Source organism: Rhodococcus sp. NPDC049939 (assembly GCF_040656415.1).
Taxonomy (GTDB): Bacteria; Actinomycetota; Actinomycetes; order Mycobacteriales; family Mycobacteriaceae; genus Rhodococcus_F.
Genome location: NZ_JBFAMC010000003.1, coordinates 270,815 through 285,355, shown reverse-complemented (window position 1 = coordinate 285,355; position 14,541 = coordinate 270,815). Strand labels below are relative to the sequence as shown.

Annotated in this window: 13 protein-coding genes; 4 read left to right on the top strand and 9 right to left on the bottom strand. The window is 63.2% G+C overall.

Features of this window, described 5'->3' with window-relative positions:
• Positions 1 to 84: 84 nt before the first annotated feature.
• Positions 85 to 888: an alpha/beta hydrolase gene (locus tag AB0I57_RS13590; protein ID WP_358335696.1), complete on the bottom strand. Its 804-nt coding sequence runs from the start codon at positions 886 to 888 to the stop codon at positions 85 to 87.
• 109 nt (positions 889 to 997) lie between these two features.
• Here AB0I57_RS13590 and AB0I57_RS13585 point away from each other — a divergent pair, with 109 nt between their 5' ends.
• Entirely contained in the window at positions 998 to 1,933 is a 936-nt protein-coding gene (locus AB0I57_RS13585) for a methionyl-tRNA formyltransferase (protein WP_358335693.1), read from the top strand.
• 281 nt (positions 1,934 to 2,214) lie between these two features.
• Positions 2,215 to 2,760 carry an LpqN/LpqT family lipoprotein gene (locus AB0I57_RS13580; protein WP_358335690.1) on the top strand — a complete coding sequence of 182 codons (546 nt, stop codon included), beginning with the start codon at positions 2,215 to 2,217 and terminating at the stop codon, positions 2,758 to 2,760.
• Between the two features lie 40 nt (positions 2,761 to 2,800).
• Here the strand turns inward: AB0I57_RS13580 and AB0I57_RS13575 are convergent, their stop codons facing one another.
• Both AB0I57_RS13575 and AB0I57_RS13570 read right to left on the bottom strand, forming a co-directional pair.
• Positions 2,801 to 4,549: an ABC transporter ATP-binding protein gene (locus AB0I57_RS13575; RefSeq protein WP_358335687.1), complete on the bottom strand. Its 1,749-nt coding sequence runs from the start codon at positions 4,547 to 4,549 to the stop codon at positions 2,801 to 2,803.
• Positions 4,546 to 6,249 carry an ABC transporter ATP-binding protein gene (locus tag AB0I57_RS13570; RefSeq protein ID WP_358335684.1) on the bottom strand — a complete coding sequence of 568 codons (1,704 nt, stop codon included), beginning with the start codon at positions 6,247 to 6,249 and terminating at the stop codon, positions 4,546 to 4,548. The genes AB0I57_RS13575 and AB0I57_RS13570 overlap by 4 nt, the downstream gene beginning before the upstream one ends.
• A gap of 167 nt (positions 6,250 to 6,416) precedes the next feature.
• Between AB0I57_RS13570 and AB0I57_RS13565 the strand changes: the two genes are divergently transcribed.
• Both AB0I57_RS13565 and AB0I57_RS13560 read left to right on the top strand, forming a co-directional pair.
• Complete coding sequence (locus AB0I57_RS13565) at positions 6,417 to 6,587, top strand: hypothetical protein (RefSeq protein ID WP_358335681.1); 171 nt, start codon at positions 6,417 to 6,419, stop codon at positions 6,585 to 6,587.
• 36 nt (positions 6,588 to 6,623) lie between these two features.
• Positions 6,624 to 8,171, top strand: coding sequence for a trehalose-6-phosphate synthase (locus AB0I57_RS13560; RefSeq protein ID WP_358335678.1), 1,548 nt, complete (start codon positions 6,624 to 6,626; stop codon positions 8,169 to 8,171).
• 29 nt (positions 8,172 to 8,200) lie between these two features.
• Here AB0I57_RS13560 and AB0I57_RS13555 read toward each other — a convergent pair whose 3' ends face one another.
• From AB0I57_RS13555 to AB0I57_RS13530, 6 genes are read right to left on the bottom strand one after another with little or no spacing between them, the layout of a single operon-like run.
• Positions 8,201 to 8,749: a h domain protein gene (locus AB0I57_RS13555; RefSeq protein WP_358335675.1), complete on the bottom strand. Its 549-nt coding sequence runs from the start codon at positions 8,747 to 8,749 to the stop codon at positions 8,201 to 8,203.
• The gene (locus AB0I57_RS13550; RefSeq protein WP_358335672.1) at positions 8,746 to 9,564 is read right to left on the bottom strand and encodes a hypothetical protein; all 819 of its coding nucleotides are present in this window, start codon (positions 9,562 to 9,564) and stop codon (positions 8,746 to 8,748) included. Before AB0I57_RS13550 ends, AB0I57_RS13555 begins: the two co-directional genes overlap by 4 nt.
• Positions 9,531 to 10,949 carry an MCE family protein gene (locus tag AB0I57_RS13545; RefSeq protein WP_358335669.1) on the bottom strand — a complete coding sequence of 473 codons (1,419 nt, stop codon included), beginning with the start codon at positions 10,947 to 10,949 and terminating at the stop codon, positions 9,531 to 9,533. The genes AB0I57_RS13550 and AB0I57_RS13545 overlap by 34 nt, the downstream gene beginning before the upstream one ends.
• The gene (locus tag AB0I57_RS13540) at positions 10,946 to 12,208 is read right to left on the bottom strand and encodes an MCE family protein (protein ID WP_358335666.1); all 1,263 of its coding nucleotides are present in this window, start codon (positions 12,206 to 12,208) and stop codon (positions 10,946 to 10,948) included. The genes AB0I57_RS13545 and AB0I57_RS13540 overlap by 4 nt, the downstream gene beginning before the upstream one ends.
• Complete coding sequence (locus AB0I57_RS13535) at positions 12,205 to 13,488, bottom strand: MCE family protein (RefSeq protein ID WP_358335663.1); 1,284 nt, start codon at positions 13,486 to 13,488, stop codon at positions 12,205 to 12,207. The genes AB0I57_RS13540 and AB0I57_RS13535 overlap by 4 nt, the downstream gene beginning before the upstream one ends.
• The gene (locus tag AB0I57_RS13530) at positions 13,485 to 14,540 is read right to left on the bottom strand and encodes an MCE family protein (RefSeq protein ID WP_358335660.1); all 1,056 of its coding nucleotides are present in this window, start codon (positions 14,538 to 14,540) and stop codon (positions 13,485 to 13,487) included. The genes AB0I57_RS13535 and AB0I57_RS13530 overlap by 4 nt, the downstream gene beginning before the upstream one ends.
• Position 14,541: the final 1 nt, after the last annotated feature.

The following is a 14,541-nucleotide window of genomic DNA, read 5'->3' as shown; positions in this document are numbered from 1 at the left end:
AGGAGTTTAGGTTAGGCTACCCATCGATACCAACCCGGTTCGCAGCGTCCGGACCTGTGCGAGAGTCGTCACCCAGGCACTATTTCACCCTGCGAGGAACTCCAACAGCACCTTGTTCACGGCATCGGGTTGTTCGAGGTAGCCGTAATGACCCACATCCGAGATCTCGTAGTATCGCGCGGACGGTATGGCCTCGGCCACCTCTCGCGAGAGGTACGGCGGAATCATGCGGTCGTCGGCGAACCCGACGGACAGGCACGGCACGGTAATCCCCCGGTACGCCTCGCGCCGATCGAAGGAACGGTCCATCTCCATCTGCGCGCGCACTCCGTCGGACATCTTGCCGGAACTGAACTCGAAGAGATCGAGCCAGTCGCGGGCGGTATGCGGGTCGACGAGCGAGGCAGGCGACAGATTCATCACCGCGGTAACCGCCGCCTGGTACTTGGCCGGCAACTCGATCCCATTGTCGTACAGTGCGCGCTCACCCTCGCTCAACGTCTTCTGGAAGTAATCCATCCGGGCATGACCAGCGAGAAACGCCGCCTTCTGCACCAGGTCGGGGCGCGACAACGCAAGTTCCTGAGCGACACGGGCACCCATCGACGTGCCGACGACGCGAACCGGTCTGCCACCGAGATGCTCGATCAACCCCGCCGTGTCGGCGACCATGTCCTCGATGGTGATCCCGTCGACGCTCTCCCCCGACGGTGCAATGCCACGGTTGTCGAACGTACAGACGCTGTAGCCCGCATCGATCAACGCCGGCGTCTGATGCAAATCCCATACGCGGCCCGGACTGCCGGTTCCCATGATGAGCACCACAAGATCGCCGGACCCCTTGACCTGGTAGTTCAGAGGAATTCCGTTGATCGTAGCGATCGTCATGTCTACTTCCTTCCAAGCGGCGATTCACCAATTTAGGTTGGATAGCCTAAGCTGGCTCCGCTGCCGCTCATATGCGGCTTGATCGACAAGCTCGTCCAGGAGGACTGTGTTGAGAGTCGCCACACTCGGATATCAAACCTGGGGTCACCGTACCCTGCAGGCCCTCCTCGAGTCGGAACACGACGTAGTCCTCTCCATTACGCATCCAAAGAGTGATCATGTCTACGAGCAGATGTGGGCAGACTCGGTCGCTGATCTGGCCACCGCACACGAGGTTCCGGTCCACATCGCAACCAAACCGGATGAAGGCTTCAAGGCAGCGCTCGAGCGAGCCAACCCCGACATCCTCGTCGCCAACAATTGGCGCACATGGCTGCCAAGGGACGTCTTCGGCGCCCCGCGCTACGGCACCCTCAACATCCACGACTCCCTGCTGCCCAAGTACACCGGGTTCTCTCCGCTGATCTGGGCACTCATCAACGGCGAGGAAGAGGTCGGCCTCACCGCACACTTGATGGACGAGGAACTCGATGCCGGTGACATCGTCTTGCAGCGGTCGACACCTGTCGGACCGACAGACACCGTCACCGACCTGTTCCACCGCACGGTCGAGATGATCGGCCCGATCACCCTCGACGCACTCGACCTCATCGCGTCCGGGCGCACCGATTGGACACCACAGGACCGGTCGCAAGCCACGTTCTTCCACAAGCGCGCACCCGAAGACAGCCACATCGACTGGACCTGGCCCGCCGACGCCATCGAGCGCCTCGTCCGCGCACAGTCCGATCCGTACCCGAACGCGTTCACCCACTACAAGGGACAGCGCATCCGGGTCTTGAAGGCCGCGGTATCCAAGGGAAACTACGGCGGGACGCCCGGGCGTGTCTTCATCCGGGAAGGCGACGGCATGGTCATTGTTGCCGGCCCCGACGCCCGCACCGGCAAGAACAAAGGACTGAAGATTCAGCGCGTCCGCCTCGACGACGGCACCGAACTCGCGGGAACCGACTTCTTCCCACACGGCGGGGGTTACTGCAAGTAGCTCCCTGCTAGGTTATCCGCCGGGGTAACCGAACTTGGGGGGCTGTTCGTTGAACGTCGATGTCGAGATGCTGCCGCGATTCGCCGAGGCAGTGAATCCGACAACTCGGGAATCTTCTCGATCTCGGGAGGACGAGGACCTGGAGACCTCCGCGATTGCCTCGAGCCACGACAGTGCACGAATGCGCCTACCTGACACTGGGTTGCCACTGATCACCGCCCTTGGTGGTACCGCGGTCGCTGGGCTGACGGCCACACGACAAGCGAAAAAGGCTGTATCCAATGCGTGAATTCCCGACCGCTTCTGACGAGATGACCATGCAGGAATATCTCGACGAACACCAGGTGACGTGTACCCCATGCGAGCCCGACGCCGCCGATTCCGTCGCGGTCTCCATTCCCCAACTCCCCGGATGGATACTCGTCCCACCTGCATTGGCGCCGGGTGCCCACACCGTCCTCGTCAATCCCGCTCACAAAGCGGAAAATTGGTTCCCCAATGCCGCCCTCATGCACGGTGCGCTCTCACCGACAGTCGATACCGACCAGCTACTGGCGTGCGCACTCACCGACTCCCGACGACTTCGGGACTGGCGCGAGTCCGAGTGGAATCGCTTTCCCTACCAAGGTCACCCATCAGCGTTCATCCGGGGCGTCTACACAGCCGATCGATGGTCGCTGTCCGCCACCACGCGCTACACCGTCATCACCGACAGCTCACAGCAGTACCTGACGCAGTTGACCGTGACCACGCTGCACGACCAGGCCGGCGACCTCGATGCCGACGTCAACACCATGAACGTGGGACTGACCATCACGGTGGACTGACGCACACCGCGGGGACCCAGCAGCTCCGACAACGCGGTGGCTACCGCCCCTCCCAAGCCGACCACAACTCGGCATATCGACCGCCTGACGCGACGAGCTGTGCGTGCGATCCTTCTTCGACGATCCGCCCGTGTTCGAGCACCGCGACCCGATCGGCGTTGGCCGCCTGGGTCAATCGGTGAGCGACAACCAACGTCGTCCGTCCGCGGGTCGCGGCTAGAGCGGACTCCTCCAGCTCACGCGCGCCTGCGCTGCCGGCCTCTGCGGTGGCCTCGTCCAGAACAGCAACAGCGGGATCAGCAAGAACCAGCCTGGCCAGGGCCAGCTGCTGTGCCTGCGCCGCGGTGAGTTCGTGCCCGCCTTCTCCGACCACGGTCCGAATACCGTCATCGAGTGCGCTCACCCAAGCGCCCGCGCCCACAGTCTTCAGCGCGATCGCCGCATCCTCCTCTGAAGCGTCCGGGGCCGCGAGCCGAAGGTCTTCGATCAACGGTCCAGCGAAGACGTGAACTTCCTGGCTGACGATGGCAACCCGGCGCCGGAGAGTCGTCGATTCCAGATCCGACAGGGCAGTTCCGCCGATTGTCACCGAACCGGAAGTCGGGGAGATCGACCCTGCCGCGATCGCCGCGACGGTGCTCTTTCCCGCTCCGGTCGAGCCGACCAAGGCGACTCGTTCACCAGGCTTCACGAACAAGCTGATGCCGTGAACCACCTCATGGCAACCGTCGTAGGAGTGGCGAATGTCGACGAGTTCGAGCGACGCATCCCTGTTCGGTTCAACCACGGTCGCTTCCGTGCCGGATTCGTCTTCGAGGTCCACGACGCCAACGAGCCGCGCCAGGCTGGCGCCCGCCGATTGCACCTCGTCGAACGTGTACATCAACATGCCGATCGGGTTGAACAGCCTGTGGAAAAGCAGTGCGGCGGCGGTGGTCTGCCCGACGGTGACGATGTCCGCGTTCACCAGTGCGAAACCGGTGGCGAGAATGGTAGCCAGCCCCACGAACTCGGCACGGTTGCCGCGCCCCACCAGCCGAGTGAACAAAGAGAACACGCCGACCGACAAGTCGCGCGCTCTGCCCGACGCGCCGTCGATCTGCGCCAGATGGCTCTTTTCGAGACTGTAGGCGCGCACGGTGCGGGCGCCCTGCATGCTGCTGATCAATGCCTGGGAGCGGTCACCCATCGCGACGCGTTCCGCGGCATAGACAGGCGCGGACCGTGGTAGGTACCAGCGCATCGCCACTGCGTACATGGGCAGCGCCACCATGCCCGCAAGACCGAGCCGCCAATCGATGCCGAGCATTGCGATCATGCTCAGCACTACCAGCAGGACGGCGGTTACCAGGTTGGGCACCACATCGGTCACTGCCTTGCCGATAACCGCGACGTCATCGCCTACCCGCGACAGAAGGTCACCTTTACCCACACGTTCGACGGTCTGAATCGGCAACCGCAACACCCGATGGACGGCGCGCTCGCGCAGATCCGCGAGGATTCTCTCGCCGACACTGCGGATCAGGAAGGTTGCGAACCCGGCACATACACCGCCGACAATCGCGGCCCCCGCGATTATCGCAACGACCCAGCCGATGGTCGACGGCGGCGCACCGCCTTGAACTCGGTCGACGAGAACACCGAACACGTAGACGGGCACCAGCGCCATGCCGGCCGCTGTGGCGGCTACCACCAGGGTGCACAAGCTCCTGGTTCGCCGCCTGCCCAGTTCCGAAGCGAGCCAACCCCAGGTTCCGCGTGCGTTTGCGACTGGCAGCAGCTCACTCATCGCACGACCGCCTGCCGGTAGTGTGCGTCTTCCTTGACCAATTGGGCGTGCACACCCTCAGCGATGACCATCCCCCCGTCGAGCACCACGACCCGATCGGTCACGGACAGCAGGGCAGGACTGCTGGTGACGAGGATCGTGGTCTGTCCCCTCGCGCTGTCGCGATGTCGCAGATCCGCGATCCCCCGTGCGATCGCGTGCTCGGTGACCGCATCCACGGCCGTCGTCGGGTCGTGCAGCACCATCACCGGGGACCTCGACACGAGTGCGCGCGCGAGAGCCACCCGCTGGCGCTGCCCGCCGGACAAGGACGACCCACGATCGGCTACCTCATGGTCGAGTCCTGCGGGGTGGATTTCGACTACGTCGCCTGCGGCGGAGGCGACAAGCGCCGCCTGCACTTCGGATGACACGGCGTCCGGTCTGCCCGCGGTCACGTTCGACGCGAGTGTTCCGGAGAACAAGTCACCGTTGTGCGGCTCGACGAGTAACGTCCGACGTGCCTGCGCGAGATCCGCATCCGACAAGCGCACTCCTCCAACCGTCAACTCACCGTCGTAGCGGTCGGGCGGAACCTGTCCGGAAAGCAACGCAGCCAGGGCCTCGGCATCTTGGGGACGGTAGGCCACGATGCCGAGCAACTCGCCGGGCGCGACCTGCAGATCAACGGCACTCAGCGACCGGTACGACACACCGGTCAGCCTCAGTTCACTGCCGTCGAGTGTCTGTCCGGACCCGGCGGGGAGCATTGGCTGTGCATCCAGGACCAGCGCGAGACGCCCCGCTGACGCGCGTGCGATTGCCAGGAGTCCGGGCAGGCCCGCCAGTTCGCCGAGCGGTTCGATGAAGAACTGGGACAGTCCTACGACGGTGATCAACTCGCCGATGGTGATGCGGCCTTCCAGTGCGAACCAGCCCGCGACACCAGCGACCCCGACGGCCAGCAGAGCGCTGACTGTCATCGACACCCCAGTGAAGACCGCGGAACTCTTCGCCGTATGGAGGGTGGCGTCCAGGGCCTCACGACTGGCCTTCCGGTATCGCCGAGACGCAGGCCCCTCGGCACCGATTCCCCTCAATGGACGTAAGCCGCTCACCAGATCTGTAGCCATTGCGGATGCCCGTGCGACTGCAGCCTGCTGTTCGGTGGCTCTGCGAGTGATCAACGGCGCCGCAAGTTGGAGGAGTCCGAGAATGACAGGGGTACCGATCAGAACGAGGAGTCCCAGCGGCACGTCGATTACCAGCAGGGCGATGGCCGACCCGATTGCCGCGGTAAGGGCCGCGGCTGCACGTGGTGCGATATCCGCGATCCAGGCGGCCCGGTCAGCATCGGATGTGGATACGGATAGCAACTCGCCCGACCGCAAATCGGTCCGCACACCACGAGGGTCGAGGATCTTGTGCGCCACCTCCATTCGCAGCTGATGCGCTTCGTTCTGCATGGCCACGACGACGAAGCGTGCGCCGAAACGCCACGACACCGTCAGGACGAGGAACAGCAGCGCCAAAGCGCACAGCCACACCGTCAGGGCGAAGACGTCGCCGGTCGCGACGGCCCGGTCGACGATCACCCCGATCAACACCGGGACCAGTGTTTCTGCCACCTGATGGGCGCAGACCAGAACGGTGCCGATCCCGAGCCGACCGCGGTTCCGTACGAGGCTGCGATACAGAATTGCGGTGCCACCAGTTCTCACGCGCACTACTCCAAACACCGGGGTCTCACGCCCACCAATAAAGTAAGTGGACCCTAACCGAATGAACCCTAGCCGATACACAACTGGCGTCGACGTGCCCGGTTCTCATAGAGTCGCCGGTACGCACTTCTGCGCGCGACGCAGATGTAAGCCCGAGAGGAATAATGATGGTTGCGAAGACGGCCGCCGAAGACGACACCGTGGACGAGGAACTCGAACCCCTGGCCGACGAGACCGCCCACCAGGCGCAGCGCGTTGTTGCTGCTTACGCCGATAACGCGGACGAGTGCAGGATGCTGCTCGCCATGCTGGGCATCGGACCCACGAAGCTCGACTGAGATAGTCCTCCTCTACTTCGACTACGAAGGAAGCCTGTGGCCGCACGCTCGGAATCGTCAGAACCGTCCTCGAGCTCGGGAGCTGATCTTGTCTCCGAGCAAGCCAGTTTCGTCGTCGTGGCGAACCGACTCCCGGTCGATCTCGAACGCCTTCCGGACGGCACCACACGTTGGAAACGCAGCCCGGGTGGTCTCGTCACGGCGCTGGAGCCGATCCTGCGGCGCAACAAGGGCGCGTGGGTCGGTTGGGCGGGCGTTGCAGACGCCGAACTCGATCCGGTCGTCGAGGACGAACTCGAGCTCTACCCGGTTCCACTGAGCTCGGCGGAGATCGCGGAATACTACGAGGGCTTCTCCAACGCCACCCTGTGGCCGCTTTACCACGACGTCATCGTCAAGCCCGAGTACAACCGTGACTGGTGGAACACCTACGTCGAGGTCAACCGCCGTTTCGCCGAGGCCACGTCGAAGGCTGCAGCCGAAGGCGCCACAGTCTGGGTCCAGGACTACCAGTTGCAGCTCGTGCCGAAAATGCTGCGGATGCTGCGCCCAGATCTCACCATCGGCTTCTTCCTGCACATTCCGTTCCCACCGGTGGAACTGTTCATGCAAATGCCATGGCGCACCGAGATCGTCGAGGGTCTCCTCGGCGCTGACCTGATCGGTTTCCACTTGCCGGGCGGCGCTCAGAACTTCCTCTTCCTGGCGCGGCGACTGGCCGGGCAGCAGACATCCCGCGCCAACGTAGGTGTCCGCTCCAAGCTGGGCGTCGTGCAGGTAGGTTTCCGCACGGTACGTGTCGGTGCGTTTCCGATTTCCATCGACTCCGGGCAGCTGGACGAGATGTCGCGGTCCAAAGCCATCCGGGACCGTGCCCGAGAGATCCGCAAGGAACTGGGCAACCCGAAGTACATCATGCTCGGCGTCGATCGCCTCGATTACACCAAGGGCATCGACGTCCGTCTCTCGGCACTGAAGGAGTTACTCGACGAGAATCGGCTCGATCCAGCCGAAACGGTGATGGTGCAGCTTGCCACGCCGAGCCGCGAACGAGTCGACAGCTACGTGCAGATGCGCGACGGCATCGAGCGTATGGTCTCGCGGATCAACGGCGAGTACGCGGAGGTCGGCAGACCGGTGGTGCACTACCTGCACCGGCCGATCCCCCGAAACGATCTGATCGCATTCTTCGTCGCCGCCGACGTGATGCTCGTGACACCGCTACGCGACGGCATGAACCTCGTCGCCAAGGAGTATGTGGCGTGCCGCAGCGATCTCGGTGGGGCCCTGCTGCTCAGCGAGTTCACCGGCGCAGCGGCCGAACTGCGCCAAGCGTTCCTGTGCAACCCCCACGACCTCGACAGCGTCAAGGATGCGATGGAGCAGGCCCTGTTCCAATCGCGCGACGACGGCCGCCGCCACATGCGTGCCCTGCGTAGGCAGGTCCTGACCCACGATGTCGACAGGTGGGCCAAGTCGTTCCTCAACGCCCTCGCTCACAGCGGCATTGCGGGTCCGGCATTGATCGAGCCTGACGAGGCCGCCGAATCCAGCTACTCCGAAAGCACCACCGAGAGGAACTGACTCGGCGCACCGAGTGACCGGACGCCGCTCTACACCGGGGTGAGCTGATCGACGAGCCAGCGATCTCCGACCTTCTCCAACGACATGCGAACCCGGCTGCCCGACGTCCTGGCCTCGGGGGCCTCGGCGCTCGTGGTGATCTGGTTGAGGTACAGCAGAACCACAGCCTCGGTCGGCGTAGTCGACACAGGAGCAGCAGCCTGGACGGATACCTGCACGGTGAGCTGCTTCTCCTTGGCACCTGGAGCGATGGTCTCCTGCACGAGCTTGGTGTACTCGTCACGGAACTCGCCCGTGAGTCCATCTGCAGCAGAAGCCAACTGGTTGTCGACGTCGGTGAAGTCGTACGCCAGCATCGCCACGGCTTGATCCCGTGCGGCCTCGACGGCATCGGTGCGTGCCTGCTGCGTTAACCCGTCCTGCCAACGGTTGAACGAGAGAAGACCCACCGCCGCAGCGAGTGCGACAACCACAACCACCGCAGCAATCTTCAGCGCCATCTGGTTGTTCCCAGCGAACTTCGCCCAGCCTCCGACGGCCACTGGTTCGGTCGGCCTCCCAGCATTGTTCTCACTCATGGGACGAACTCCACCTTCGATGCGGTCAATTTGCCATCGACTTCACTGACGGTCACTCGCATTCGGAAGTCGCGCGGTGAGGGTGCCGGTTGGTCCGCACTGGTCACCATTGTTCGGGCGGCCACCAGTACATTCGCCGAGATCTTCGTCTCCGACTCGATGCCCGCCTCGATGATCTCGCCGTCTGTGGTCACATCAGCGGCTTTCACGACATCCACAAACGGTTCCTCACGGCCCTGGAACTCCTCGAGGAACTGGCCGGACGCACCGGCAACGATCCGGTCGACGTCTTCCTTCGCAGTCTCGGGGTGAATGGTGGTGAGGTTCAGTACGGTTTGCCGGGCGGTGTCGACGAACGCTTGGCGGCGATTGTCTCGCTCCTGCGCGGAACGGTGATCGAACAGCAGAACCACCGTTGCGGCGAGGAGCGCGACAATCAGCAATCCGGTCAGTCCCCACCCGAGAGACGACCTCGGCCTACTGTGGGGCCTCTCTTCCGCAGCCGGCGATGCGCTGCCGGCCGGCGGCGCCATCGGTGCCGCAACTGACGCGAAAGATGTCCCATTCGTCGCAATTCGCCCCGTCGCGGTTTCAGGGATAGAGGGTTCACCGATCGGATCAGCCGATTTCGTCAGCACGACTGGCTTCGGAGCCTCCGTCGCCCCCACCGGCGGACCCGCGTGACGGACGGCCCTTCGCCTGCTCCGGCTCTTCCGCGTGGTCGTCTCCACCATCAGCGACTCTTCCTCGGAGCCCGCTGTGCGCCCATCTGTGGCGACACTCAGAGCTGCTGACCGATCATCATCGTCTGCCACGTGGAATCCTTTCCCTGCCCCGCCAGATCCGGTTGGGTGTACGTCTTTCCATCCGAACCAATGAACCTACCGGTAGCCGGATCGTAGGGAACCGTTGAGACCGGTGCACCTGCGTCACCTTCGTAGGAACTCGGAACCGCAATGTATGAAGGTACATCCGGGGGCATGACCGGCCCGTAGGGTGGGTTGTTGCCCACCGCCTCCCAGCCACCGTCACGGCATGCCTCGACGGTCGGTGCGCGGCGACCCGGGTACTCCATGCACGGCAAATTCCGCGCACCGCGCACGACGGACGGGTCGTCCGGGGCGGCCTTGCAGTACAGGTTGTTCGGTGTGTCGATCACGTTCGTCTGGTCGCCGCTACGCCTCTGGTCCGCGGGCAGGAATCCCGTGGTACACGCCGGAGGGTCGGTCAGTTGAAGGGCAAAGTCGACGATCGCACCGTCCTCGACCGGCCCACCTGTCGCCGATGTCACGAGCGCCGCGGTCAGGGGCGGGTAGATCACCAGAACCTGCTCGATGCTCTTGTTGTAGATGACCCCGACCTGAGCGACGCTCACCAGATTCCGGAGCAGGAGCGGCAGGGTCGGCTGCAAGTCCTGGAACAACTGAGTGGTTTCCTGCGTCGCTCCCGGTGCCTTCTCGAGTACAGACCGCAGATTTGGATCGCTTGCCCGCAGCTGATCGGTGAAGGTCGTCAGATCCCGTGTCCAAGAACGGATCGCGTCGCTGCTGACGATCTGTGTATCGAGCAAGGGGGCTGCCTGATTGATCAGGTCTCGGGTTTCCTCACTGTTCGCGTCCGCCTCCTCGACGAAGAGTCGCGCCGAGTCGATGAGTCGCTGCAACTCGGGCCCTGACCCATTGAACGCGGTGAAAGCTTCATCGATCACCGTTTGGAGACGAGTATCCGAAATGCTTGCAAGCAGAACGTCTGCTTGGTCGAGCATCTCGCCGACATCCTGCGGGATACTCGTGCGGTCCTCTGGGATCACATCTCCGTCCGCGAGATACGGTCCGTCGGCATCGACGTCGTCGACTCGCGGAATCAGATCGACATACTGCTCCCCGATCGCCGACACACTCTTGACGGCTGCGTCGACGTCGGCCGGAATCTTGTAGTTGCTGTCGAGCGACATTCGTGCATCGACACCGGCACCGGTGAGTGTGACCTCCTCGACGACGCCGATGTTGGTGCCGCGATACGCGACATTCGCGTTTGGGTACAGTCCGCCCGTCGCAGGCAGTTGCACAGACACCTCGTAGCGCCCGATGCCGAGCAACATCGGCACCTTCACGTATTGGATAGACATCACCGTCAAGCCGATGACGGTGAGAATCGAGAAGAGAATCAACTGAATTCGGACGAACCGCGTCATTCTCATGGTGCCGGCACCCCTCCCAGTAGCGGCGGCAACCCGGGTATCTGCAGTCCGGGTATCTGCTCTAGTCCCGGTATCTGCTCTAGTCCCGGTATCTGCGGTAGCCCGGGAATCGCCGGCGGTGCAGGTGCCGGATCCGCCGGCGGCAGCAGCGGCGCTCGCAACGGATCGCTCGACTCACCAGCCACTCCGGCAAGCGCACCCACGGCACCCTCGACGCCACCGAGTGACCCCTGGAGCGCCGTCCCTGAGAGGAAGTTCTTGTCGATGCGCTCGTTGGTCATGTCGATCGTCATCATGAGGTTCGCGTAGTCCCCCCTGATCACTCTGTCCAACGTTTTCATCGGGAACGGGTACGTCAGCAGAAGGGTCAGCACCTCGGTGAGCGCGCTCCCGGAGTCCGCAAGTTCCCGCAGGACCGGTGTGAGATTGCGCAGATTCGCTGTCAAATTCCCACCACTGCTCTCTACCAGCCGACTCGCGGTGTCACTGAGCTTGCCCACCTCGACCAGAGCGGTCGTGAGATTCTGGCGTTGGTCCACTAACACGTCCAGTGCGGGCGGGATGCTCTCCAGTGCCGCGTCAAGGGTGTCCTTCTGGGCATTGACCGTGCCCGACAGCCGGTCGAGCCCCTCCATCGCACCGATGATGTCGCCCTTTTGCTGGTCGAGGCTGGTGACGAGCTCATCGAGCCGTGGGAGCAGATCCCGGATCGACTCTTCTCGCCCGTCCAGTGCGGCATTGAGTTCTTGCGTGATGTCACGGATCTGGGCGATCCCACCCCCGTTGAGTACCACCGACAACGATGACAATGTCTGCTCCGTCGTCGGGTAGGCACCTGCCCGCTGGATCGGGATGACATCACCGTTCTCCAGCCTTCCTTCGGGCTCGGTGTCGACAGGCGGAGCCAGTTCTAGGTGCTGCGAGCCGAGGAGGCTCGTCTGACCGATCTTGGCAGTCGCGTTGGCGGGCAACTCGACGTCACCGTTGATCGAGACGGACACGAGAGCATGCCAGTCCTGAACTTCGATTCCCGTCACTGTGCCCACCGTTACGTCGTTCACTCGCACCGGTGAGTTCTGCGACAGCGTAGTCACATTGGGCATCTGGATCTCGACCGTGTAGGCATCGTCGCCCCGTCCCTCCGTGCCCGGCAATGGAAGCGAGTTCAATCCTTCCCACTCGCAAGCACTCAACGTAAGGGACAACGCAACCGCAGCCGCTACGAAGCCGGTTCGACGAGCGCGCGCATGCATCGTCATCGCCCACCTCCCGGCAAGAGCAGGTCTTGCAGGTCCGCGAATATGTCGACCGTAGGCATCCCTGCAAAGCTCATAGGCGGGGCGGACTGCGGCGGTATGGATGCCTCCAAGCTGGGCGGGGAGTACACGATCTGGTCCGGGTAGGCATTCAGCCCGGTGGTCGGGTTGGTCAGAACGGGAAGGTAGTTCGCCGTCAGCGAGTTCAGCACCGGGGACAGGTACTGCGTACACAGATCCGCGCTCCGGTCTGACTGATTGGCTTCCAGACTCTGGATGGCGCCGCACATGAAGTTGACGGGGTTCGCGAAGTTGGAGAACGCAATGGCACCGACCACCGACCCCTGCGCCGGCTTGTAGATGTTGCTGAAGTTGGCAAGCGCCGTAGGCGCAACGTGGAGAACCTGTTCGAGTTGCGGCCGCTTGTCGGCGAGCACCCGGGTGGCGTCGGCGAGACGGGCCACCTGTTCACTCAGGCCTGCCCGGTTCTCCGTCACGAACCGGTTGACGTCACCGATCGCAATGTCGAGATCGTTCAGAGCTGTTCCGAGTTCATCGGAGTTGTCGGCGAGCATGCTCGATACCGATGCGAGCCTGCCCTCGAACTGAACGATCTGCTCGTTGCTCGACGACAGCACCGACACGAACGTCTGCAGGTTGCGGACGGTCGAGAAGAGGTCGGTACGGCCGTCCGACAGGATCCGCATGGTCTCCGACAACTCTCGTAGGGTGCTGCGCAGCGACTCACCGTTTCCTTCGAGATTCTCGGCAGCAGTGTCGATGAACGTACCCAGCGCGCCCTGAGGGTCGGCGCCCTGAGGACCGAGCGCCTCCGACAGCTTGGTCAGTTCTGCCTTGATCTCGTCCCACTCCACGGGCACCGCGGTGCGGTCGATCGGGATGCTCGCGCCGTCGCTCATCGTCGGCCCGTCCTCGTACACGGGCGTCAACTGGATGAACCGTCCCGACACCAGGCTGGGCGCGACGATGACGGCCAAGGCGTCCTCTGGAATCTCGACGCTCTTGTCCACGGACATCGTGACCCGCGCGAAGTCGGTGCCTGGCTCGATGCTGTCGATCGTGCCCACCTTGACACCCAGGACGCGAACGTCGTCTCCGGCATACAGACCGGTCGTGGTCGGGAAGTCCGCGGTGATCGTGCTCTGGAAGAGCCTGGGCACGAAGATCACCGCGGCGCCAACAACCAGCGACACCGCGACAGCAGCAACTCCCGCCCTGATCCACCACGTTCTCCTCGTGCGACCAGCATCCGTGTTCGTCATCGCGGGGGCTCTCTCAACTCGAAGGACGGACCCGACTCCGTGAAGGCCTCGAGGTCATTCGGAAGGTGCTCCGGCCAGGTCACCGCATCGCTCAGCCCCTGGAGTAGATTGCCGATGCCGATGTTGTAGACGTAGGCCATGAAGAACGGTCCGCTACCTACCGTCTCACCGAGCTGAGTCGCGTACGGTGCGAGACCCTCTAGAGCCTGCGCGATGTTGTCGTTGTTCCTCTGCAGAACGTCGACCACCGAGTTCAGTTTGTCGAGTGTCGGTTTCATCTGCTCCTGGTTGTCCAGGACGAGACCGGTCAGTTGCCGCGACACCGCTGAAATATTCACGATCAATTGGCTGATCGCCGCTCGGCGCGCGTCGAGTTCGGCGAACAACAGATTCCCATCGATGATCAGGGAGTTGATCTGATCGCTGCGCTCGGCGAGGATTCCTGTCACGTTCTCTGCGCGCTCGAGTAGTTGCTGCAGACTCTCGTCCCGAGAATTGATGCTCTCGGACAGCCGGGTCATCCCGTCCAGGGCAGTGCGTAGTTCAGGCGGCGTATTCTCCAGCGCGCCGGACATCGCATCCAGCGCCGCGTTGAGCTCGTCGGTATCCAGTTCTGCCGCAGTCGTCGTGAGATCACCGAGCGCATCATTCAACGAGTAGGGAGAGTTGGTGCGTTCCAACGGAATCGTCGACCCCACCGGCATGGTGTCGTGACCGCGAGATGTGATCTCGAGAGACTTGCGTCCGAGGACGGTATTGGTCTTGATGTTGGCTTCGGTGGCATCACCCAAGGTGAGGTCATCCTCGATTGTGAACGTGACGAGCACCTGTTGTCCGTCGAGTTCGACGTCCGCAACACTCCCGACGTCGACGCCGGCTAGCGTCACAGGGTCACCGGCCAACAGCCCACCCGCATCCTCGAAACTGGCCGAGTACTGCGTCCCACCCGAAAGGAATTGCAGCTGATCGTATTGCAGGGTGGCGATCACGACCATGGCCGTCACGGCCAGACCGATGACTCCCACCTGTACGGGATCGCGTTGCCTCTTCATG

Coding starts and splice junctions, on each gene's coding strand:
- AB0I57_RS13590 (WP_358335696.1), bottom strand. CDS start 888: ATGACGATCGCTACGATCAACGGAATTCCTCTGAACTACCAGGTCAAG.
- AB0I57_RS13580 (WP_358335690.1), top strand. CDS start 2,215: ATGCGTGAATTCCCGACCGCTTCTGACGAGATGACCATGCAGGAATAT.
- AB0I57_RS13575 (WP_358335687.1), bottom strand. CDS start 4,549: ATGAGTGAGCTGCTGCCAGTCGCAAACGCACGCGGAACCTGGGGTTGG.
- AB0I57_RS13565 (WP_358335681.1), top strand. CDS start 6,417: ATGGTTGCGAAGACGGCCGCCGAAGACGACACCGTGGACGAGGAACTC.
- AB0I57_RS13555 (WP_358335675.1), bottom strand. CDS start 8,749: ATGAGTGAGAACAATGCTGGGAGGCCGACCGAACCAGTGGCCGTCGGA.
- AB0I57_RS13545 (WP_358335669.1), bottom strand. CDS start 10,949: ATGAGAATGACGCGGTTCGTCCGAATTCAGTTGATTCTCTTCTCGATT.
- AB0I57_RS13540 (WP_358335666.1), bottom strand. CDS start 12,208: ATGACGATGCATGCGCGCGCTCGTCGAACCGGCTTCGTAGCGGCTGCG.
- AB0I57_RS13535 (WP_358335663.1), bottom strand. CDS start 13,488: ATGACGAACACGGATGCTGGTCGCACGAGGAGAACGTGGTGGATCAGG.
- AB0I57_RS13530 (WP_358335660.1), bottom strand. CDS start 14,540: ATGAAGAGGCAACGCGATCCCGTACAGGTGGGAGTCATCGGTCTGGCC.